The sequence below is a fragment of the Ruegeria sp. AO1 genome, assembly GCF_056535985.1.
Genome location: NZ_JBQFJC010000001.1, coordinates 805,876 through 826,162, shown reverse-complemented (window position 1 = coordinate 826,162; position 20,287 = coordinate 805,876). Strand labels below are relative to the sequence as shown.

The window sequence follows — 20,287 nt, the reverse complement described above, 5'->3', positions numbered from 1 at the left end:
AAAAAGCAAAACCCCCGGTCTTTGACCGGGGGTTTTTCATTTATATAGCAACCGCTTGCCGTTTCTCATCTCGCTGGAAGAACAGCATATAGAAGACCGGGGCCGCGACCATCGTCAGGACCGTAGCAAAAGCCAACCCGCCCATGATGGTGACCGCCATCGAGACAAAGAACGCATCCGTCAGCAGCGGAGCCATCCCAAGGATCGTTGTAATCGCAGCCAGCATCACAGGTCGCAAACGCGAGACGGATGCTTCGATGATCGACTCCTGCAGGGGTTTACCCGTTGCGCGGACCAGATCAATCTCTTCGACCAGAACGATGCCATTCTTGATCAGCATGCCCGACAAGCTGAGCAGACCCAGAAGCGCCGTAAAGGTGAACGGCAGTCCGGTGCCAAGCAAACCGATGACCACACCGTTCACCGACATGGGCACCAAAAGCCAAATGATGACCGGCTGGCGGATCGCATTGAACAACAACACCGAGATCAGCACCATGATCAACAGGCTCAGTGGCAATTGCCTGCCAAGGCTTTCCTGGGCATCGCCCGAGTCCTCGAACTCACCTCCCCATTCCATACGATAGCCGGGTGGCAGGTCCATCTCTTCAATCGTTGCGCGCACCTCGGAATGCACCTGCGCTGCGGTCACATCTGGTGGGATATCCGCGCCAACGGTGATTGTCAGAACCCGGTTGCGCCGGTGGACCTCGGTGTTGAGCAACTGGTATTCGAACCCGTCCACCATCTGTTCGATGGGCACGAATTGGCCTGACTGATCGGAATACACGACCTGATCGACGATCGAATAGTCACCCTCTGCAGGGCGGCGCAGAATGATCGGGATCAGGCGGTCACGCTCACGCAGGACGCCACCGGTGATGCCGTCGGTCGAGAATTGCAGCGTGGCCGCAATATCTTCACGCGAAACACCGGCTGTCTGCGCGCGTTCAGTTGCGTAGATCGGTTGCACCGCCAGCTCTTTTTCGCGCCAGTCATGATGGACGTTGAGCGCGTTCGGCGTGGCAGCCGCCATACGTTGAACCGCTTCGTCCGCCAACTGCCTCAGCACGGCCGGGTCGCTACCCGAGAAGCGAGCTTGAATCGGCGTGCCTCCCCCCGGACCGAAGACCAGACGTTTGGTGCGAAACTCGCTTTCAGGGAACTGAGCCACCCCAAAGGCTTCAAGCTCGGCCTGCAGCGCTGGGATATCCTCCAGCGTTTCCGTCCGAATGATCATGTGACCGTAGCTTGGGTTTGGGTCCTCAGCGCTATAGGTCAGCATGAAGCGGGTCGCGCCTTGCCCGACAAACGTGGTGACGGACACCACATCGTCACGTTCGGCCAGCCAATCCTCTACCACTGCCATATCCGCAGAGGTACGCGAGATTGGTGTGCCCTGAGGCAGCTTGTAGTGGACAAAGAACAGCGGCGTATTCGAGTCCGGGAAAAATTGCTGCTTCATCAGGCCGAAGCCCGCATAACAGGCCACCGTCACAGCGATCAGCCCGGCCACAACGAGCCAGCGGAACCGCAGCGCCCAGCGCAGGATCGCGCCGTAAACGCGGAACAGAAGGCTGCCATAGGCATCAACTTCACCCTCTATCCCCTGCTTGAAGAAATAATGGGCCAACATCGGGGTTACGGTGATTGCCAGAACCCAGCTGAGCAGCAATGAAATCCCGATAACCGCAAAGAGCGAGAACAGGAACTCTCCGGTCGCATCGGGGCTGAGACCGATGCCTGCAAAGGCCATGATGCCGATGACAGTCGCGCCCAGCAGTGGGATCTGCGTTTTCGACGCCACCTCATCCGCCGCATCGCGCGAGGATTTACCGCGCAACATCGCGATCTGCATGCCTTCGGCCACCACGATGGCATTATCCACCAGCATCCCCATCGCAATGATCAGGGCACCCAGCGAGATCCGTTCCATTTCAATCGAAAACAGCGCCATAAAAAGCAGTGTCCCGACCACGGTCAACAACAGCGTTGTCCCGACCACAATGGCAGCGCGCCATCCCATAAAGAGGCCCAGAACCGCGACCACAATGATCACCGACATGGCGAGGTTCACAAGAAAATCGTTCGAGGCTTGCTCGACCACCACGTGTTGCTGGTAGATGGGCAAAATTTCCACGCCAAACGGGATTTGCGTATCCAGTTCCGCGAATTTTGCATCTGCGCGCTTGCCGACTTCGACAATGTTTTCGGCGGCCAACCCGGCAATGCCCAGCGTAAAGGCCTCGGTCCCATCGAAACGGATCATGATATCCGGGTCGGTCTGACGGGCGCGGTAAACGTTGGACATGTCAAACAGGTTGATGACCTGCCCTTGCGAGCCGACCGACAACCCGGCGATGGCCGACACACTATCCGACCCTTCGGCTGTCAGAATGGTGGTGCGGTCGTTCTCGGACCGAACAGAGCCGGAGGAGTTGACCGAATCCGCGTTGGCAATTGCCTCGTTAATGGCCTGAAACGGGACGTTCTGGTTAACCGAAATCGCCAAGTCCGGCTCGATGAAAATAGCCTCTTGCGGCAGGCCCTGAACTTCGACATCGGCAACACCGTCGACGGTCAGCAGCTCTCGCCGCAGAAACGTCGCCAGTTCGTGCTTTTCGGCGTCCGAAAACCCCTCGGCCGTGACGGCGTAGAACAGGCCAAACACGTCGCCGAAACCATCATTGACGAAGGGCTGGTTTACGCCAGATGGCAGGCCCCGCGCCGCGTCGCGCACCTTGGCGCGCAGGCGGGTCCAGATGGCGGGCAATTCGCTGCCGTCATAGGTGGATTTGATCTCAACCTCGATCAGGGACTGCCCCGGCTGGTTCAACGAGGTGATCGTATCCACCTCGCCCATTTGCTGGATCGCCGATTCCAGAGGCTCAGAGACTTCCAGCGCCACCTGCTCGGCCGTGGCGCCGGGGTATTGCGTGACGATGACCGCGTTTTTGATTGTAAAAGCCGGGTCCTCCAGGCGCCCCAGGGAAAGGAAGCCCCAAATACCGCCAAACAAGGCGATCAGGATGATCAGCCACGTGTATAGCGGTCGGTCGATCGATGCGCGTGCAATTCTCATCAGCCCGCCCCTTAGTTCGAGAAGCCGGTGAAACGGCGCACGCTCTGGCCATCCGTCAACGCGGAACCGCCCGCGACAACAACCTCATCGCCGTCTGACAAGCCAGTCAGAACACGGACTTCGCCAGTCTGGGTTGGTTCGATGGCTACGGGTGCAAGGCGTACCGTGCCCTCGTCCGCGCCAGCCGGAGAAAAGACCATCACGCCCAGCGCGCCATCCGCGCCAGCGACGATGGCTGACGCCGGCAGAACGATCCCCGTGCGGCCATCCCTGACATGCACGTTCACCGACACGGACGAGCCGGGCAGAATCTGCAGCCCCTCAGGCGGGGTCAGACCGAACTGAATGCGGAATGTCTGTCCAACGCTCGAGGTCTCGGCGTCGAACTCACGGATTTCCAGCGGGAAGACCTCGTCACTTACGGGGAATTTGGCCGTGATCGTGATGTCATCCTGCTGACCCGAGCGTTGGAACAGGATCTCGGGAACGTCCACCTCGATCCGAAGTTCCGACATGTCGTGGATGCGCACGATCGGAGTTCCCGCCGACACGGTGGTAAAGGCTTCAACCGCGCGGCTTGACACAAGCGCGTCGAACGGGGCCGTCAGCGTTGCGTGTTCCAGTTCATATTCCGCGTCGCGCAGGGCAATCGCGGCCAGTTGCGCTTCGGTTTCGGAATCATCGACTGCCACTTGGCTGGCGGTCGTGCCGCGCAGCCGCGACAGGCGCGCGACAGTTCGGTCGGCCTGTTCTTTCTGCAAGCGGGCGCGATCCAGCCTGAGTTCAAATGGCTCCTGATCCAGACGGGCAATCAGACCGTCCTTTGGGATGACGAACCCTTCGGTGACGGGCATCTCGACAATCTGCCCCGGAACCTGAAAGGCCAGATCAACGGTCTGACGCGCAGCAACGCGGCCGAAAAACTGCCGTGTGAAACCCGGTGCCGTTTCCTGCACCTGCATCAACTTGACCGGTTTCGCGGTCTCTTGCGCGACAAGCGGGGTCGCCAAAACGGCCAACAGAAGGCCCAGAGAAGTCAGCTGTTTCATTTCTTCAATCCCTCGGGAATTCCCGTTTTCAGTACGTTGTCACGAATCTTGCACGCCAGCCGGGCGAATTCGGCTGTTTCTTCTGCATTCAGGCCAGAGGCCTTGTGAAACAGATCTCCGGCTGCTGACACCAGCATATCACGCGCGCGCTCGCCTTGTTCGGTCAGCACAAGCAACCAGGCACGGCGATCGTTGGGATCGCGCTGGCGCGCCAGATAGCCAGCTTGTTCCAGAGCATCCGCAGTGGCCGTGATGGTGGAGGGCACGCTCAGCATATCGGCCGCCAGAACACCCATCCGTTTGGGTTCATCCAGCTTGATCAACATATGGCATTCCGGGTGGCTCAGGTCAGTTTCGATGGTGTCGAAGGTCTCTTCGAGTTTCCAATAGAGCGCATAGACGCCCATGATGGCCTGAATTTCAGGGCTCAGGCGGCCAAGCCTGTCGCTGATACTGTCTGACATTGAAGAGACTCCGAGACGTCGTTGCGGGTCATATACTTCAAATTATGAACTATTCAATAACTGAAGCGGAAATTCACCCCAAAGCCCAAGTTCCCTTAGGTCACCAAGACTTGATCAAATGCCCCTGTGACTGCATTTTGAGCAAATCCAAAACGTTCAGGACTTGCCATGTATATCCCTGCTATCACCGGTACAGGCGTTTTCACGCCCGAAAACGTCATCACCAATGCCGAGCTTGTGCAAGCCTTCAACGCCTATGCCGACAAGGTGAATGCAGAGAACGCCCAGGCCATCCAAGCCGGACAGATGGAGCCGATGCAGCACTCCTCCGAGGAGTTCATCGTCAAGGCGTCCGGCATCGAAAACCGCTATGTGATGGATAAATCCGGCGTGTTGGACCCCGACACCATGCACCCCGCTTTGCGCCAGCGCAGCGATGACGAGCCGGGGATCATGGCCGAAATGGCGGTGGATGCCTGCCACAAAGCACTGGCGCAGGCTGGTCGGACGGCGGCAGATGTCGATCTGGTGATCTGCGCGGCCTCGAACCACGAAAGGGCCTACCCAGCCATCGCCATCGAGATACAGCAGGCTCTGGGCATCAATGGCTTTGGTTTTGACATGAATGTTGCGTGTTCCTCGGCAACGTTTGGCATTCAGGCGGCGGCGGATATGGTGCGGTCGGGTTCGGTTCGGTCGGCATTGGTGGTGAACCCCGAGATCTGCTCGGGCCATCTGGAATGGCGCGATCGGGATTGTCATTTCATCTTCGGCGATGTGGCCACGGCCACCTTGCTCGAACGCATCGAAGACGCGCAAGGCCCGCATTTTGAGGTCCTGTCGACCCGCTGCGCCACCAGTTTCTCGAACAATATCCGCAACAATAACGGCTTTCTGCGCCGCTCGCGCCCTGATGGGATGATCGACCGGCGCGACATGCAGTTCATGCAGAACGGGCGCAAGGTCTTCAAGGAAGTACTGCCCATGGTCAGCCAACACATCAGCGACCACATGGAGGCCGAAGGCATTGGCAGCGACGACTTAACACGCCTGTGGCTGCATCAGGCCAACAAGACCATGAACGATTTCATCGGCAAGAAGGTCCTCGGACGTGTGCCCGAGGCGGGTGAGCAACCCAACATCCTGCAGGACTATGCCAACACATCCTCAGCCGGGTCGATTATCGCCTTCTCCAAATACTCGGATGATCTTGAGGACGGGGATATCGGGCTAATCTGCTCGTTCGGGGCGGGGTATTCGGTGGGGTCCGTAATTGTGAAACGGAAATCCTGATCCAAGCGGACTAAGCTATCGCTTTACCTGGAACACGCGGAAGGCATCGTGTTCCGGCCGCTGAAGTTCGTGAACATTGTTCGGCAAACGCCCAGCTAGAAATGCCGAAGGCAACCCCTCGCCTTCCGAAACGGAATTCCAGTAGGCCGCGCGAGACGCGTGCTTGCAGATCAACACGTAGTCCACCCTCAGGTCGGCAAGGCGCTGGCCCATCTCAGCCGGGTCCGACCGGAAAAGATCAATCTGCGACAGATTTCCCGCCTCATTGCGGTGATAATTACCGCCAAGCACCGAATGATGCGTGAACCGCAGGATGTTTGCGGCAAAGTCAAAGCCAGACACAATCAAACCCGGAGACAGATCATTTAAGCTGTCATAGACCACTTGGGTATTGCAGTATTTCAGGAACACTTGCGGCCCGGCCGCGCTGTTCTCGGTCGTGGGTTGCCTAAGAGAAACGTAGAACCGTTCGATGGTCGTTCCGGTCTTCGGCAGCATGAAGATGAAAAACACCATCATCAGGACCCCCCAGAACCGACTTCTCTGCGCCTTATACTTTAGGAACATGGCGCCAAGCACCTGCGCGTGAACCACTATGAGTGAAATGGCTAGAAACGCGCTCATCCGGGATTGGTACAAAAAGAGCGTAAGACTGGCACTCATAAGGAAAACCAACAGAAGATAATCAATCCGCGTGTCACGGGCGCGCGACAAATAAAGCCCAGCAAGAATCGTAAAAACGGATACCCCAAACAAAGCGATCTTTTGCCCCGTATGGCGCGAAAAGGTCGCAAAAGGCGCTTGCGCCTCGGTGATCTGGCTCAGCCAGAATTCTTGCATGGGTTGCGACATCTGACTGATGGGATTTTGCAGGCAGTACGGTGCAAACACATATGCGAAACCCAGAGCCAGAACTCCAAGGGACAGCAATAAGAACGCGCGCGCCCATATCGACCATGCCGACGCAACGGCCCCGAGTCCCAACAGCCCAAATCCTGCAAGCCCAGCAGGCAAAGCGACGCTCAGCGTCAGAGCATCACATCCGGGAAAGAAGAAGCTGTCAGCCGAGGTGGTTGCAACGCTCACCACCAAAAGCGTGACTGCAAGCGCAGCTCCAAAGGACATCAGGCGCGTACGAGCCTGTTCGCCTAACAATACCCAGTCAATGGCGAAGAAAGCCCCAATCAGTCCCAGATGCATCAGCGATTCAGTGCCTATGGACATCGACAGCGCGAGAAAGACGCCAAGCCAGATGCTTGCTCTTATTCGGGTTTTCCGCCGCACAAAGAACATCACCGAAAAGACATACAGCATAATCTGCAAGCCGTGATGATCAAACGAGAAGTAGGTGTATTTCTTTGTGCCTTCCAAAGCCAAAGCGGCAAAGATCAGCGCCGAGATTGCCCCTGGGCGCCCACCCAACGCTCCCGCTGTCACGACAAGGGCACATAGGGTCGCCATCACAAGCATAGACGGCCAGACAATAGCTGTGACGTGAAGCGCAACAGGCTCGGATAATACCAGGCTGAACAACAAGTAGAGCGCTGCGATCGGCGCATCAACCAGCCGCGACCAGTGCATAAGCGTACCGTCGTTGGGACCCAGCCTATGCTGATACAGGTCGAGCCACCCCTGCCCGTTCAGCAGGTCGCTCACCACCACCCAGCGCAGCACGTCATCTGATCGGCCCTCATAGTGGCTTAGCGCCGTCAACACTGACAGAATGACACAGACCGCGACAAGAAGGCGCCAGACAATCCCGTCGTCCTGAACCCTATAGGGTCGTGGGAAACCGTTCATGAAAGACTGCTCTGCGCTGTTTCGCCAAAAAATCCAGCTTCGCTTCTGTCACAGGCTTGCGGCAAAAACGTGTCAGCTAACGCTTTCTTCTTCGAGATGTAGTTTCATCTCAATCAGAACCTGCTGCAAAAGGCTGGTTTCCTTCAGCAGGCGCTTGGCTTCGTTGACGGTGATGATCCCGTCTTCGATGGCCGCCTGATACTCGGTCATCAGCATGGCAAACCGCTGGCTCAGGGCGATGACATCCGCGTTCACGCCACCTGTACGCGGAGAATCCGTGTTGCGGTCCCCATAGGACAGGGTGATGTTCTTCAGGTCCGCCAAAGCCGAAGTGACATGCGGATAGTTGGCCGCGTTCTCTAAACGCGCCACTGCGTCGACGGGCATGAACCGATCCGCGTGCTCCGAATTATCCGAATAGTAGCGGCCCAGCGTTGCCTTGGATTTGCCCGTGATCTCGCACGCGGCTTCGATCCCGACATCTTTCACCAAGGCTTCGGTGTGTTTCTTAAGATAGGCCCCGATATCTGCCATAGTTCTACCTTTGCTACCTGCACGCGCCGCCCCTTCTATCCGTTTTGGGGGAAAGCATAGGGAAATTTCCCATAACCGAGTCATAATTGAAATGCCATAAATTGACTATCCCTCAGATATGCGAGGGTTTTGTGAGTGAGTGGCGGCCGTTCAGTGCCGGTAATGAGTAATCGTGAGGCAATATTGTTCAGCCTCACTCCGTTTTGGTCACATGTTGACCGATGGCGTCGCTGTTGCATGCGCAAGGTTCCATCCCCAAAGAGCATCTGCTCGGCCTCTGCAATGGTAACGGCGACGTCGCTTCCCCCTCAAAGATTGATGGGTTGTTCGATTGGCGTCGGCGCTTTAGACCCGCCGCATGGCAAAACTGTATTTCAACTACTCGACGATGAATGCGGGCAAATCGACCGTATTGCTGCAGGCCTCGCACAACTACCGTGAGCGCGGCATGAAGACTTACCTGATGACCGCCGCTGTGGACGGGCGCGCCGGTGTGGGGCGGATCGCCTCTCGCATCGGGATTTCCGAAGAGGCCGATACCTTCCGCCCGGACGATGACGTTTTTGCCATGATCGAAACGCGCCAGAAGGCCGATCAAATCGCCTGTGTCTTCGTGGACGAGGCCCAGTTCCTGTCCGAGGATCAGGTCTGGCAACTGGCTCACGCCGTGGATGACCTGAAGCTCCCAGTACTGGCTTATGGCTTAAGGGTAGATTTCCAGGGCAAACTCTTCCCCGGTTCAGCCGCCTTGCTGGCGTTGGCCGATGAGATGCGAGAGGTCCGCACCATCTGCGAATGCGGACGCAAGGCCACAATGGTGATTCGGCAGGACGAGAATGGCCGCGCCATCACAGAGGGTGCTCAGGTGCAGATCGGCGGGAACGAGACCTATGTCTCGCTCTGCCGCAAACACTGGCGCGAAGCGGTCGGCGACTAGACCGGATTCGGCAAGTCGCGCCCTGCGACGAAGGCGGTCACATTGTCCAGAGCCATATGCCCCATTCCGGTCCGAACCTCTTCGGTGGCGGTGCCCAGATGCGGCAGCAGGGTGACGTTCTGCATCTCGCGCAGTGCCTTTGGCACGGCCGGCTCGAACTCGTAGACATCCAGCCCGGCCCCGGCGATCTGCCCTGCTTGCAGCGCGCTGATCAGAGCGGTCTCATCTACCACCTCACCCCGCGCGATGTTTACCAGAATGGCCGAGGAGTTCATGGCCTCAAGCACTGCTGCATTGATCAGATGGCGTGTCTCAGCCCCGCCCGGAACCGCCAGAACCAGGAAATCGACCGAGGCCGCAAGTGCCAAGAGATCGGGGATGTACTCGGCCTCAAAATCAAGCTGCTTGGCACTACGGGATTGATAAGCGACATGCATGCCGAACCCGAAGTGACAGCGCCGCGCGATGGCCTGCCCGATGCGACCCATGCCGACGATGCCCACGCGCTTGCCCGTCACATGATGCCCCAGCATTTGCGTGGGATGCCAACCCTGCCAGTTGTCAGCCCGCACCAAACGCTCCCCCTCACCCGCGCGGCGCGCGGTCGAGAGTAGCAAGGTCATGGCGATATCGGCGGTCGCATCTGTGACCGCTCCGGGCGTGTTGGTGACGGCGATGCCTAAGGCGCGCGCGGCCTCGACATCGATGTGATTGTAGCCGACGCCGAAATTGGCCAACAGCTTGCAGCGCGGCTCGGGCACTTTGGCGAAGACATCGGCCGAGAACAGGTCGCCCAGAGTGGGTACAACCACGTCATACTCCTGCAACGCCCGCACCATCTCATCCTCGGAAAGCGGAGTGGTTGTGGGGCGAATCTCAACATCGAACTCGGCGGCTGCCCGTGCTTCGACCGCCAATGTCATTGGTCTCGTGATCCAGAGTTTCATCAGTGCATCCTTCCGCCAACGGGGACTTTGCCATCCGGGCCGATCAACACGATCTCACCGTTTTCATCCGGTAGGCCAAGGACCAGAACCTCGGACATGAACTTTCCGATCTGGCGCGGCGGGAAGTTGACCACGGCCATCACCTGTTTGCCGATCAGCGTCGACGGATCGTAATGCGCGGTGATTTGGGCCGAGGTCTTGCGCTCACCAATTTCGTCGCCGAAATCGATCCACATCTTGATCGCGGGCTTGCGGGCTTCGGGATAGGGCTCGGCGCGGATGACCTCACCGACGCGGATGTCGACTTTCAGGAAGTCATCGAAGGAAATCTCACTCACGGCCCAACTCCTTGGAACGGTCGGTCGCAGCCTTGACGGCCCGGTGCAGTAGATTCGGGAAACCCTCTGCTTCGTGCATCAGAACCTCTAACGCGGCCTGTGTTGTGCCATTGGGCGAGGTCACGTTGACCCGCAATTGCGAGGGGTCTTCCTCGGCGGCCATGGCCAAGGCACCGGCGCCTGCAACCGTGGATTTCGCCAGCTTCATGGCCAGCTCATGCGGCAGACCCTGCGCCTGCCCTGCGGTGGCCAGCGTTTCGATCAGGTGGAACACATAGGCGGGGCCAGAACCGCTGACGCCCGTGACCGCATCTATCTGAGCCTCATCCGACAGACGCACGGTTTCACCAATCGCAGACAGCAGGTTTTCCGCGAGGTCCAAATCGTCATCTGACACATGTGCGTTGCCGATCATCGCCGTGATACCCTGACGGATCGCCGCCGGAGTGTTCGGCATGGCCCGTACAATCGGTGTGCCTTCGCCCAGCACGTCCTCAAATGTCGCAATCGAGGTGCCAGCCGCAACAGAAACAAAAAGACTGCCACCGCCGCCAAGGGCCTGGATCGCAGGCAGCGCCTCACCCATCATTTGCGGTTTGACCGCCACCAGCACGACTGCGGGGGATTCGGGCAGTGGTGTGTTGATGTTGACGCCTTGCGCTTTCAGCCAGTCCGAGGGGTAAGGATCAATCACCCAAACGGACGCGGCGGGCAGGCCGTGATCCAGCCAACCCGCCAACATCGCGGATCCCATCTTTCCGCAACCCAATAACACAAGGCCCTGCTCGGCCACGCGCGACATGTCCATCTGTGCCCCTCCCCTATTCAACGGTTCAGGGCAAAGGTTTACGCTCGGCCGTAGGCCTCTGCAATGGCGACTTGCATCGCCTCTTCCGGATCGCGATTGCCCCAGGTCACCAACTGAATTGCCGGGTAGTAGCGCTCGGCGCTCAACACCGCAGCGTTGATCATCGTGTCGATCTGATCAGGGCTTGCGGTCTGACCACCGGCCAGAACCAGGCCGTAGCGATAGACCATCAGCTTCTGGTTCGCCCAATAGGTAAACGCGCCCGCCCAACACTGATCATTCATCTTGTTGAGCAGCTCATACAGCTCACTCTCACGCTCGGCCGGAGGCTCCATCTCGAATGAGCAAACCATGCGCAGCGTTTCGTCATAGTTGGACCATGCCAGCGTGATCGAATACGTCCGCCACTGCCCTTCGACAGCCATGGCAATCTGATCGTCGCCGATGCGGTCAAAATCCCAGTCGTGATGTTCGGCCAGATGTTCAACAATATCGATTGGATGAAGGTCTTCTTCGAGAAACTGCTCGGAAAGGGCCATAATGCCACCTCACTACTCTCTAGCGTTTCGGGGCTGGCAGCGCCCCAGCGCTAGTTGCCTGCTCTACAAGCCGGGCTTCCCCCGTAGGCCTGTACCAAATATGGTGCGCCGCAAGAGGGTGTCTGACAACCCCATTTCTTGGGGATAACAGCAATAAGTTGTGGACAGTCGGCAACGACGATCAAAATATTGGCGTCTTGTGCAGCTTTGTCTTGATTAATTTCTGCAAGGCGGCATGATACACAACACCGCACAACCCGACCTTGGATTGCGCGGCGCTAAACTTGTCTTCAAAATTTGGAAATGGGCGTTATTTGTCCAGTTTCGCCTCAAGCGCGGCGATACGCGCCTCAAGCGCGGCGTTCTCTTCACGGGCCTTTTGGGCCATGGCGCGAACAGCGTCGAATTCTTCACGCGTTACGAAATCGCGGTCGGCCAGCCAACGGTCGATCATCGACTTCATCGCATTCTCGGCCTCTTCGCGTGCGCCCTGCGCCACTCCCATGGCGTTGGTCATCAGCTGTGAAACGTCGTCGAGGATCTTGTTGCGGGTTTGCATGGCTTTTCTCCGAAATCGCGGTTGTATCCTATATGGGGAAGGAATGGCGCAGGCTCAAGGTTGACTTGCCCTGCAAACCCCGGGCAATGAGACGCACATGCAGGCTGTTCTGAATTTCCCCGATCTGTCGCCCGAGCTGTTCTCGATCCCATTGTTCGGGATAGAATTCGCGCTCAGGTGGTACGCGCTGGCTTATATTGTCGGCATTTTGATTGCCTGGCGTCTGGCCGTGATGGCCCTGCGGCGTCCGGCCCTTTGGCGCAATGAGACGCCACCCATGAAGCCAGAGCAGCTAGATGACCTGCTGACCTGGATCATTATCGGTGTGATTTTGGGCGGCCGGCTGGGTTTTGTGCTGTTTTATCAACCGGCCTACTACCTGTCGCATCCGGCGGATATCCTGAAGGTCTGGCAAGGCGGCATGGCCTTTCACGGCGGGCTGCTGGGGGTGATCGTCGCCTCATACCTCTATGGTCGCCGTCACAACATTCCGACCCTGTCGCTAGGCGATTTGGTGGCCTACACCGTCCCGCCCGGCCTGTTGCTGGGGCGGCTTGCCAATTTCATCAACGCCGAGCTTTGGGGCCGACCAAGCGAGCTGCCATGGGCCATGATTTTTCCCGGCTTCGCAGCGCAGGACTGCCCAGGCGTCGTGGCCGGTATGTGTGCCCGTCACCCCTCGCAGCTATACGAAGCCGCGCTAGAGGGTGTCCTATTGGGCGCAGTCCTTCTTTGGTTGGCCTATCGGCGCGGCGCGTTCCGGAAACCCGGCCTGATAATGGGCGTTTTCCTGGCAGGCTACGGGGCATCCCGCTTCGTGGTCGAGTTCGTCCGTCAGCCCGATGCGCAGTTCATCTCGCCCGGCAACCCGCTTGGGCTGGCGTGGCATATCGGCGGCTACGGCCTGACAATGGGGCAAATCCTGTCTCTACCAATGATTGCCTTAGGTCTGTGGTTCGCCCTGCGCGCCCGGCGAACGGCATGAGCCTGCACGAACTCCTGATCGCCCGAATCCGGCAAGACGGCCCGATGACGCTGGCCAATTACATGACCGAATGCCTGCTACACCCAACTTTGGGCTATTACTCAACGCGCGATCCGTTCGGCGCGCAGGGGGACTTCACGACTGCACCGGAAATCAGTCAGATGTTCGGCGAGTTAATCGGGCTATCACTGGCGCAAAGCTGGAAGGACCAGGGGCAGCCATCAACGTTTGCGCTGGCCGAACTCGGACCGGGTCGCGGTACGCTGATGGCGGATATCCTACGGGCAACCCGCTCGCTTCCCGGTTTTCATACGGCGGCCAAGGTTGTTCTACTGGAAGCCTCCGAGACGCTCCGAGACGTGCAAAAGGCAACCCTGAAAGATCAAAATCCGCAGTGGATCAGCGATGTGGCGGAGCTGCCGGACTTGCCGATGTTTCTGGTGGCGAATGAGTTCTTTGACGCGCTCCCCATCCGCCAATTCCTGCGCGACGGCCCTGCTTGGCGCGAACGATTGATCGGAGAGGCCGATGGCGCGCTGAGTTTTGGCCTTGGCCCCGCTGCGCCGCATACTGCGCTGCAGGACAGGCTGTCCGATACGCGAGACGGGGATCTCGTCGAACTCTGCGCACCTGCCATTCCGATTCTGACCATCCTCGCCAGCCGAATCGCGCAGAACGGAGGGGCAGCTCTGATCGTGGACTATGGTGACTGGCGCTCGTTTGGCGATACGCTTCAGGCCCTAAAGGCGCATGAGCGTGTGGACCCTCTGCAAACCCCCGGTCAGGCAGACCTGACCGCGCATGTGGATTTTGAGCCCCTTGCGCTCGCGGCAAAGGCCGCAGGCTGTGCTCATACCCGCCTGACACCACAGGGCATTTTTCTGGAACGTCTGGGAATCACCGCCCGTGCACAGGCTCTGGCCAAGGGTATAGGCGGCTCCAAGCTTGATGAACTGGTGGCCGCACATCGCCGGTTGACGCATCCCGATGAAATGGGAAATCTGTTCAAAGTGCTGGGCCTCTACCCGCCCCAAGCTGCGCCTCCACCGGGACTGGAACCATGACTTTGGAAATTCTCACGTCGGATATGCTGGCCCCTGTAAAACACGGCTTTTTCAGCCGTAGAGGCGGCGCATCCTCGGGTGTCTTCGCTGGATTGAACTGCGGTTATGGATCATCCGATCAGACCGAGATCGTCGCCCTGAATCGCCGACGAGTTGCTGACGCGATGGATGTCACCCCCGAGGCGCTGGTTGGTATTCATCAGGTGCATTCACCCGACGTGCTGACCGTCGATGCGCCCCTTACGGGTGACAAACCTAAGGCGGATGCGCTTGTGACCGCCACGCCCGGGTTGGCGCTGACCATTCTGACCGCGGACTGCCAGCCTGTGCTATTCTGCGACCCTGACGCGAACGTGATCGGCGCCGCCCATGCTGGCTGGCGCGGAGCTTTGGACGGTGTCTTAGAGGCCACATTGGACGCGATGGAGGCATTGGGCGCCACGCGAGAAAACACACGTGCCGTGATCGGGCCATCCATTTCGCAGGCTGCCTATGAGGTCGGCCCCGAGTTTCTGGATGCGTTCATGGCAGAGTCTCCAGAAAACAGCCGATTCTTCGCCAATGGAACCGAGGACCGGATGCAATTTGATTTGCCAGCCTTTGGCCTGCATAAACTGCGCCAAGCGGGTGTCGGGCAGGCAGAATGGACCCGGCACTGCACTTATTCCGATCCAGATCGCTTTTATTCATACCGCCGGACAACACACGCCAAAGAGGCGGATTACGGGCGTTTGATTTCGGCGATCAGATTGTAGATTAGGCCCCAATTAAGGCAAGACCGCCACCTTTCCGCCACATTTATTGTGTTTATCTGACTCAGAATCGTAGTGAATTTTGTGCCAGTACTCAGAAGGTTATCTGTCTTTGCCGACAAATGAATGCTGGCACCTCAAACAGAGGAACCGCCAACCTTTATTTTTTGTCCGTTTTTGATCCCGGTTAAGCCTTATCCCTGCCGCAAACACGCGGCACGTTAAGTCTACACACACGGAATGAGGCTCAGACCTCCGATCGAGCAGGACCAGAAAATGAAACAGAAATCTCGCTTTCTCAGCGCGGTCATTCAGGCCGCACAGGACCCGAAACTGGACATGCCGTGGAAGCGAATTTCAAGCCATTCTGTCAGGGTTGCCCGCCGTCTGGCGACGCGACGCTGAAACAGAAAGCCAACGGAACCAAGCTGCCGGTTCCATTGGTCAACGCGCACCGGGTAGTGCTCCGGTCCGGTGTGCGGGGGATGCAACAAAAAACTGCATCCTGAGTTCGGAGCGTGTTTGTGGGCATTTTCGCCCGCGCTGTACGAGTTTGTCTGGGGGGTCAATGGATTGACCAATGGAATGCGAAATTACTTCGCTGTGCGCTGCGGCCATCGCCGGTGCCCAGAGGTTACCCATTTATTTCAAGACAAAGAACCGAACCGACAGATGGGCCTGCATGGGGGTATGCCCCGTCTGATCCGGTTCTAAAAGGAACGGAATATTAATGACTATTCCAAAATCACTGGCCATTGCTGCCAGAAATGCTGTCGAAACCTCGGTATTGCTCCGCGACACTCCGCGTCCGACTACAAAACAAAAAGCCCAATTGCGCCGTTACGAAGTGAGCGCCCTGCTCAAAAACGGTGACATCGCGCAAACACGGCATATCGCACCTGCTCTGCCGATGTTCGAGGACGCCTTTTGCGCCTTCTCACGGGGGTCGCTTGTGGAAACCGAACAAGGGCCGATGGCGATCGAGGATCTGTTGCCCGGCGACACGGTACTAACGCAGGATGGGACCTCCGAGACCGTTTTGTGGAAGGGCTCGGTGACGCTGATACCGGGTCGCGAGGATTCTCGCGGGCGCACTCGTCCGTTGACCCGCATCATGGCCGATACATTTGGCATGCAGAAGCCAATGTCCGGTGTGATTGCCGGACCTGCCGCGCGCCTGCTTGGCACGCCAGCCCATTTGCGGCACCTACATGGAGGGTCACCGATTCTGGCGCCTGTGGCCGAATTTCAGGACGGAATGGGTGTTGTGGAAACAATGCCGCCAACTCCGGTGGAATTGTTTCACATTTGCCTGAAAAAACACTCCGTCATCCGTGTAGACGGCCTGCCCTTTGAAACCTATCATCCAGGTGCTAATGCGGTTCGCATGATCAGCCATTCGTTACGGTCGATCTATCTGAACCTGTTCGCGCATATCGAATCGTTGAACGATTTTGGCCCGTTGCTTATGCCGCGCGCCGGAGACGGAGAGATCGACGCGATATCGGCGTGAAGTGTTAAAGAGTACTGCAGAGTGGGGGCTTTATGCAGATTTTGATAGGATGGGCTTTGACCCTGGCGGTGGTGGCTATGCTGCCACCCTGCCCGACAGAAACACGACGGATGTGGTTTACGCCGAGCGGTTCATTCGGTCTTCCAATACATCGAACGGGACGCCTGGCTCGTCTTTTGCGCCGCGGATAACAAGCGATGTCTTGACGCTGGCCACGTTTGGCGTGGTCAGTAATTCTCCGGTCAGGAACTGCTGAAAACTGCTGAGGTCGGGCGCGACGCATTTCAGGATGAAGTCGACCTCGCCGTTCAGCATGTGACACTCACGGACCAGCGGCCATCGTCCGCACTGCGCCTCGAACGCGCTGAGTTCCGATTCCGCCTGGCTGTCCAATCCAACCATCGCAAAGACTTGAACCTCAAACCCAAGCTCGCGGGCGTTCACTTCGGCGTGGTAGCCGGTGATATAGCCCGATTCCTCCAAAGTGCGCACGCGGCGCAGGCACGGAGGGGCCGAGATACCGACCCTTTTGGCCAATTCCACATTGGTCATGCGACCGTCTGCCTGCAATTCCGCCAGAATCTTGCGATCAATTTCATCCAGCCGGGTCGTGACCATAAAACGCTCCTGATTTTTCGGTTCTTATATCAGCACCCAGCCCACGCGCAATAATGTTTCGCAACTGCGCAATTTTCTTTGTTTTCAAATCGCTCATTTGCGTAGGGCCATTCCGACAAGGCATATCAGCTTCCCTTCATGAAGGGGCTTTAAGCCCTGCCCGCCCATCGCTATATCCTTGCGACGGGCAAAAGGCCCAATTCAGGCAGTTCGAGCGGGGGTACCATGGCCGACACACGACACACCAAGGTTCTGATCATCGGGTCGGGGCCGGCAGGCTATACAGCCGGGGTTTATGCAAGCCGCGCGATGCTGGAACCCATTCTGGTGCAAGGGATTGAGCCCGGCGGCCAGCTGACAACCACCACCGAGGTCGAAAACTGGCCCGGCGATACCGAGGTACAAGGCCCCGATCTTATGGTCCGCATGCAGGACCACGCCAAGGCGATGGGCTGTGAGGTCATCGGCGATATCATCAGCGATCTGGATGTCTCGAAACGTCCGTTCACCGCAAAAGGGGACAGCGGCACGGTTTACACTGCTGATGCGGTCATTCTGGCAACCGGCGCACGCGCCAAATGGCTTGGCCTGCCGTCGGAAGAGAAATTCAAAGGCTTCGGCGTCTCGGCCTGCGCGACCTGCGACGGGTTCTTCTATCGTGGGCAAGAGATCGTTGTGATCGGTGGCGGCAACACCGCCGTGGAAGAGGCGCTGTTTCTCACCAATTTCGCTAGCAAGGTGACCCTGATCCACCGCCGCGACGAGTTGCGGGCGGAAAAGATCCTACAAGATCGCCTGATGAAGAATGAAAAGATCGAACCGCTCTGGTTCCACGAACTGGACGAAGTCATCGGGACCGACGCACCTTTGGGCGTCGAAGGCGTGCGTGTTAAAAACGTGAAAACGGGCGAGATCTCTGAGATCCCGTGCAAAGGCGTTTTTGTCGCCATCGGCCATGCCCCGGCCAATGAGCTGGTCAAAGACACGCTGGAAACCCATATGGGCGGCTATGTCGTAACCAAGCCGGGATCAACCGAGACCTCGGTTCCGGGTGTTTTCGCAGCCGGTGACCTGACAGATCACATCTACCGTCAGGCTGTCACCAGCGCAGGGATGGGCTGCATGGCCGCCCTGGACGCCGAACGCTTTCTGGCCGAACAGGACTAAGGGCACAGGGTCAAGCCAGACCGGCTTGACCCTATCCCCGCGCGGCCTCACACTGGTGCAAAACATGAGGGTCGCGCGTGGTCACAACGGACAACGCTCTTTGGCGTGGCGGGTGGTCAACCCGGCTTAGAATCGGCAGCGGGCTGGTCCTTTTTGTCTTTGCCTTCTTCCACTTTCTGAACATCGGCCTGGGCCTGTTTCACACCGACTATCTGCATGGCATGCAAGATGGTCGAAAGGCCGTAACCCGCCACGACGCCATGAGCGCTCTTCTCTACCTTGCGCTGATCATACATTCGGGCCTGGCGCTAACGTCGATCATACAGCGACGGACCTTGCGCATGCCGTTCAGCTCAGCCCTCCAAATCGTGCTGGGGCTGCTGATCCCGATCCAGCTGATCGTCCACATCATTCACACGCGCTACGCGCATGAGATCTACGATGTGAATGACGAAATGGGCTATATCATCATCCTGATGTGGCCAAGCTCTGCGATTTGGATGCAAAGCCTGCTGTTGCTGATCGTGTGGGTACATGGCTGCATCGGGTTGCACATGTGGCTGCGGTTGACACGGTGGTGGGGCAAGACCCTGCCCTACCTGATCGGTATTGCGGTCTTTGTCCCCTGTTTCGCCCTGGCCGGTGTGCTGACCGAAGGGCGCCGGATCTGGGCCGATTTTGCCGATGACTTCCTGCGCGAACAGTATATCGAACACTATAACTGGCCCTCGGCCGAGGCCTTTGAGGCCATGTTCCGCGTCGAAGACAACGCTATGACGGGTTTTTGGGCCGCGCTTGGTGCCACGGCGGCCTTCTATCTTGGCCGCAAGCTGTGGCGTCGTCGGCACTCTGTTCAGGTGACCTATGCCCGAGGGCCCGAGGTTTTTGCCGAGAAGGGCATGACGCTGCTTGAGATGTCTCAGGCCAACGGCATCCCGCATGCTGCCCTGTGTGGCGGCAAGGGCCGCTGCACCACCTGCCGCGTGATCGTTGAGGATGGCGGAGATCACCTGCCCCCGCCCAGCGAGATCGAGGCCCGCAGTCTGGCTGCCGTTGGGGCCTCGGCCCAGACGCGACTGGCCTGTCAGATGCGCCCGACCGAGCCGGTAAAGGTCTTTCGGGTTTTCCGCCCCGACGGCAAGCACGACCGGGCTCATGCAAGTCAGGGTCAGGAACGTCAGTTGGCCGTGCTGTTTCTGGACATGCGCGGCTTTACCGCCCGTACCGCTGGGCAATTGCCCTATGACATCGTCTTCCTGTTGAACCGGTTCTTTGACGCGATTGTGCCTTCGATCACGTCTCAAGGCGGGGTCGTCGACAAATATATGGGGGATGGGCTGCTGGCGGTTTTTGACAAACCCGACCCCCGGCAATCCGCCCGCGCCGGTCTGAAAGCCGCGATTGAGATCAGCCATGCGCTAGAACAGTTCAACCGGCAACTCTCATCTGAAGACAGCCCGCATATCCGCATCGGCATGGGACTGCATCTGGGCGATCTGGTGCTTGGGGAAATTGGCGCGGCGGGCCATGCCGCGCAAACCATCATCGGGGACGCCGTAAATGTCGCCAGCCGCCTTGAGGCCGAAACAAAGCCGCTGGGGGTTGAGCTTCTTGTGTCTGCCGAGCTGCTACAGGCCGCCGAGATGGACATCTCGGACGATCGTATTCAGCCCTTCAATCTGCGCGGCGTGTCCGAGCCCGTTCCAGCCCTGCCGGTGCTTCTTGCCTCGGAACTGGAACAGACCTAAGATAACAGGAACACGCATACTTACTGTGGCACGTTTGCGCTAGATTGCCGGAACTTTGATCGCCCGTTTTCCGCCGAATTGGAAAATTCT

The 20,287-nt window shown here is 58.3% G+C and carries 20 protein-coding genes; 9 read left to right on the top strand and 11 right to left on the bottom strand.

Annotated features, from left to right (window positions below):
• Positions 1 to 40 precede the first annotated feature (40 nt).
• The 3 genes from ACR3FB_RS03975 to ACR3FB_RS03965 are packed head-to-tail and all read right to left on the bottom strand — an operon-like array spanning position 41 to position 4,595.
• Positions 41 to 3,082, bottom strand: a complete 3,042-nt coding sequence (locus tag ACR3FB_RS03975) for an efflux RND transporter permease subunit (RefSeq protein ID WP_480564317.1) — start codon at positions 3,080 to 3,082, stop codon at positions 41 to 43.
• 11 nt (positions 3,083 to 3,093) lie between these two features.
• Positions 3,094 to 4,131 carry an efflux RND transporter periplasmic adaptor subunit gene (locus ACR3FB_RS03970; RefSeq protein WP_480564314.1) on the bottom strand — a complete coding sequence of 346 codons (1,038 nt, stop codon included), beginning with the start codon at positions 4,129 to 4,131 and terminating at the stop codon, positions 3,094 to 3,096.
• Positions 4,128 to 4,595: a MarR family winged helix-turn-helix transcriptional regulator gene (locus ACR3FB_RS03965; protein ID WP_480564311.1), complete on the bottom strand. Its 468-nt coding sequence runs from the start codon at positions 4,593 to 4,595 to the stop codon at positions 4,128 to 4,130. The genes ACR3FB_RS03970 and ACR3FB_RS03965 overlap by 4 nt, the downstream gene beginning before the upstream one ends.
• Before the next feature lie 168 nt (positions 4,596 to 4,763).
• Between ACR3FB_RS03965 and ACR3FB_RS03960 the strand changes: the two genes are divergently transcribed.
• A complete protein-coding gene (locus tag ACR3FB_RS03960; RefSeq protein WP_425085149.1) occupies positions 4,764 to 5,888 on the top strand; it encodes a beta-ketoacyl-ACP synthase III in 1,125 nt (374 codons plus the stop codon).
• Positions 5,889 to 5,903: 15 nt separating this feature from the next.
• Here the strand turns inward: ACR3FB_RS03960 and ACR3FB_RS03955 are convergent, their stop codons facing one another.
• Positions 5,904 to 7,688 carry a hypothetical protein gene (locus tag ACR3FB_RS03955; protein ID WP_480564308.1) on the bottom strand — a complete coding sequence of 595 codons (1,785 nt, stop codon included), beginning with the start codon at positions 7,686 to 7,688 and terminating at the stop codon, positions 5,904 to 5,906.
• A 72-nt stretch (positions 7,689 to 7,760) separates the two neighbouring features.
• Positions 7,761 to 8,222, bottom strand: coding sequence for a hypothetical protein (locus ACR3FB_RS03950; RefSeq protein WP_170374695.1), 462 nt, complete (start codon positions 8,220 to 8,222; stop codon positions 7,761 to 7,763).
• Positions 8,223 to 8,580: 358 nt separating this feature from the next.
• Here ACR3FB_RS03950 and ACR3FB_RS03945 point away from each other — a divergent pair, with 358 nt between their 5' ends.
• A complete protein-coding gene (locus ACR3FB_RS03945; protein ID WP_425085147.1) occupies positions 8,581 to 9,159 on the top strand; it encodes a thymidine kinase in 579 nt (192 codons plus the stop codon).
• Here ACR3FB_RS03945 and ACR3FB_RS03940 read toward each other — a convergent pair.
• The 5 genes from ACR3FB_RS03940 to ACR3FB_RS03920 all read right to left on the bottom strand — a co-directional run bounded on the left by ACR3FB_RS03940 (position 9,156) and on the right by ACR3FB_RS03920 (position 12,350).
• On the bottom strand, positions 9,156 to 10,106 hold the full coding sequence (locus ACR3FB_RS03940; RefSeq protein WP_425085146.1) for a 2-hydroxyacid dehydrogenase: 951 nt from the start codon (positions 10,104 to 10,106) through the stop codon (positions 9,156 to 9,158). The two genes, ACR3FB_RS03945 and ACR3FB_RS03940, sit on opposite strands and share 4 nt — an antisense overlap.
• Positions 10,106 to 10,444, bottom strand: a complete 339-nt coding sequence (locus ACR3FB_RS03935) for a tRNA-binding protein (protein WP_170492266.1) — start codon at positions 10,442 to 10,444, stop codon at positions 10,106 to 10,108. Before ACR3FB_RS03935 ends, ACR3FB_RS03940 begins: the two co-directional genes overlap by 1 nt.
• Positions 10,437 to 11,252, bottom strand: a complete 816-nt coding sequence (gene proC, locus ACR3FB_RS03930) for a pyrroline-5-carboxylate reductase (RefSeq protein WP_480564305.1) — start codon at positions 11,250 to 11,252, stop codon at positions 10,437 to 10,439. The genes ACR3FB_RS03935 and proC overlap by 8 nt, the downstream gene beginning before the upstream one ends.
• A 38-nt stretch (positions 11,253 to 11,290) precedes the next feature.
• The gene (locus tag ACR3FB_RS03925) at positions 11,291 to 11,791 is read right to left on the bottom strand and encodes a type III secretion system chaperone family protein (RefSeq protein ID WP_170468281.1); all 501 of its coding nucleotides are present in this window, start codon (positions 11,789 to 11,791) and stop codon (positions 11,291 to 11,293) included.
• A 310-nt stretch (positions 11,792 to 12,101) separates the two neighbouring features.
• Complete coding sequence (locus ACR3FB_RS03920; RefSeq protein WP_050604795.1) at positions 12,102 to 12,350, bottom strand: accessory factor UbiK family protein; 249 nt, start codon at positions 12,348 to 12,350, stop codon at positions 12,102 to 12,104.
• A 97-nt stretch (positions 12,351 to 12,447) separates the two neighbouring features.
• Here ACR3FB_RS03920 and lgt point away from each other — a divergent pair, with 97 nt between their 5' ends.
• From lgt to ACR3FB_RS03895, 5 genes are all read left to right on the top strand, one after another.
• Entirely contained in the window at positions 12,448 to 13,335 is an 888-nt protein-coding gene (gene lgt / locus ACR3FB_RS03915; RefSeq protein WP_480564302.1) for a prolipoprotein diacylglyceryl transferase, read from the top strand.
• On the top strand, positions 13,332 to 14,399 hold the full coding sequence (locus tag ACR3FB_RS03910) for a class I SAM-dependent methyltransferase (RefSeq protein ID WP_480564298.1): 1,068 nt from the start codon (positions 13,332 to 13,334) through the stop codon (positions 14,397 to 14,399). The genes lgt and ACR3FB_RS03910 overlap by 4 nt, the downstream gene beginning before the upstream one ends.
• Positions 14,396 to 15,154, top strand: coding sequence for a peptidoglycan editing factor PgeF (gene pgeF, locus ACR3FB_RS03905; RefSeq protein WP_480564295.1), 759 nt, complete (start codon positions 14,396 to 14,398; stop codon positions 15,152 to 15,154). Before ACR3FB_RS03910 ends, pgeF begins: the two co-directional genes overlap by 4 nt.
• 273 nt (positions 15,155 to 15,427) lie before the next feature.
• Entirely contained in the window at positions 15,428 to 15,556 is a 129-nt protein-coding gene (locus tag ACR3FB_RS03900; protein WP_480564292.1) for a hypothetical protein, read from the top strand.
• A 325-nt stretch (positions 15,557 to 15,881) separates the two neighbouring features.
• Positions 15,882 to 16,664 carry a Hint domain-containing protein gene (locus ACR3FB_RS03895; protein ID WP_480564289.1) on the top strand — a complete coding sequence of 261 codons (783 nt, stop codon included), beginning with the start codon at positions 15,882 to 15,884 and terminating at the stop codon, positions 16,662 to 16,664.
• A gap of 117 nt (positions 16,665 to 16,781) precedes the next feature.
• Here the strand turns inward: ACR3FB_RS03895 and ACR3FB_RS03890 are convergent, their stop codons facing one another.
• Positions 16,782 to 17,282: an Lrp/AsnC family transcriptional regulator gene (locus ACR3FB_RS03890; protein ID WP_480564286.1), complete on the bottom strand. Its 501-nt coding sequence runs from the start codon at positions 17,280 to 17,282 to the stop codon at positions 16,782 to 16,784.
• Positions 17,283 to 17,507: 225 nt separating this feature from the next.
• Between ACR3FB_RS03890 and trxB the strand changes: the two genes are divergently transcribed.
• The gene (gene trxB, locus ACR3FB_RS03885; protein ID WP_170460512.1) at positions 17,508 to 18,449 is read left to right on the top strand and encodes a thioredoxin-disulfide reductase; all 942 of its coding nucleotides are present in this window, start codon (positions 17,508 to 17,510) and stop codon (positions 18,447 to 18,449) included.
• A 77-nt stretch (positions 18,450 to 18,526) separates the two neighbouring features.
• Positions 18,527 to 20,197 (top strand): adenylate/guanylate cyclase domain-containing protein, encoded by a 1,671-nt coding sequence (locus tag ACR3FB_RS03880; RefSeq protein ID WP_480564283.1) that lies wholly within the window; start codon positions 18,527 to 18,529, stop codon positions 20,195 to 20,197.
• Positions 20,198 to 20,287 lie beyond the last annotated feature (90 nt).

What these genes read in the sequence shown, in the direction of transcription:
- ACR3FB_RS03975 (WP_480564317.1), bottom strand. Translation starts at nt 3,082, where the DNA reads ATGAGAATTGCACGCGCATCGATCGACCGACCGCTATACACGTGGCTG.
- ACR3FB_RS03970 (WP_480564314.1), bottom strand. Translation starts at nt 4,131, where the DNA reads ATGAAACAGCTGACTTCTCTGGGCCTTCTGTTGGCCGTTTTGGCGACC.
- ACR3FB_RS03965 (WP_480564311.1), bottom strand. Translation starts at nt 4,595, where the DNA reads ATGTCAGACAGTATCAGCGACAGGCTTGGCCGCCTGAGCCCTGAAATT.
- ACR3FB_RS03960 (WP_425085149.1), top strand. Translation starts at nt 4,764, where the DNA reads ATGTATATCCCTGCTATCACCGGTACAGGCGTTTTCACGCCCGAAAAC.
- ACR3FB_RS03955 (WP_480564308.1), bottom strand. Translation starts at nt 7,688, where the DNA reads ATGAACGGTTTCCCACGACCCTATAGGGTTCAGGACGACGGGATTGTC.
- ACR3FB_RS03950 (WP_170374695.1), bottom strand. Translation starts at nt 8,222, where the DNA reads ATGGCAGATATCGGGGCCTATCTTAAGAAACACACCGAAGCCTTGGTG.
- ACR3FB_RS03945 (WP_425085147.1), top strand. Translation starts at nt 8,581, where the DNA reads ATGGCAAAACTGTATTTCAACTACTCGACGATGAATGCGGGCAAATCG.
- ACR3FB_RS03940 (WP_425085146.1), bottom strand. Translation starts at nt 10,106, where the DNA reads ATGAAACTCTGGATCACGAGACCAATGACATTGGCGGTCGAAGCACGG.
- proC (WP_480564305.1), bottom strand. Translation starts at nt 11,252, where the DNA reads ATGGACATGTCGCGCGTGGCCGAGCAGGGCCTTGTGTTATTGGGTTGC.
- ACR3FB_RS03925 (WP_170468281.1), bottom strand. Translation starts at nt 11,791, where the DNA reads ATGGCCCTTTCCGAGCAGTTTCTCGAAGAAGACCTTCATCCAATCGAT.
- ACR3FB_RS03920 (WP_050604795.1), bottom strand. Translation starts at nt 12,350, where the DNA reads ATGCAAACCCGCAACAAGATCCTCGACGACGTTTCACAGCTGATGACC.
- lgt (WP_480564302.1), top strand. Translation starts at nt 12,448, where the DNA reads ATGCAGGCTGTTCTGAATTTCCCCGATCTGTCGCCCGAGCTGTTCTCG.
- ACR3FB_RS03910 (WP_480564298.1), top strand. Translation starts at nt 13,332, where the DNA reads ATGAGCCTGCACGAACTCCTGATCGCCCGAATCCGGCAAGACGGCCCG.
- pgeF (WP_480564295.1), top strand. Translation starts at nt 14,396, where the DNA reads ATGACTTTGGAAATTCTCACGTCGGATATGCTGGCCCCTGTAAAACAC.
- ACR3FB_RS03900 (WP_480564292.1), top strand. Translation starts at nt 15,428, where the DNA reads ATGAAACAGAAATCTCGCTTTCTCAGCGCGGTCATTCAGGCCGCACAG.
- ACR3FB_RS03895 (WP_480564289.1), top strand. Translation starts at nt 15,882, where the DNA reads ATGACTATTCCAAAATCACTGGCCATTGCTGCCAGAAATGCTGTCGAA.
- ACR3FB_RS03890 (WP_480564286.1), bottom strand. Translation starts at nt 17,282, where the DNA reads ATGGTCACGACCCGGCTGGATGAAATTGATCGCAAGATTCTGGCGGAA.
- trxB (WP_170460512.1), top strand. Translation starts at nt 17,508, where the DNA reads ATGGCCGACACACGACACACCAAGGTTCTGATCATCGGGTCGGGGCCG.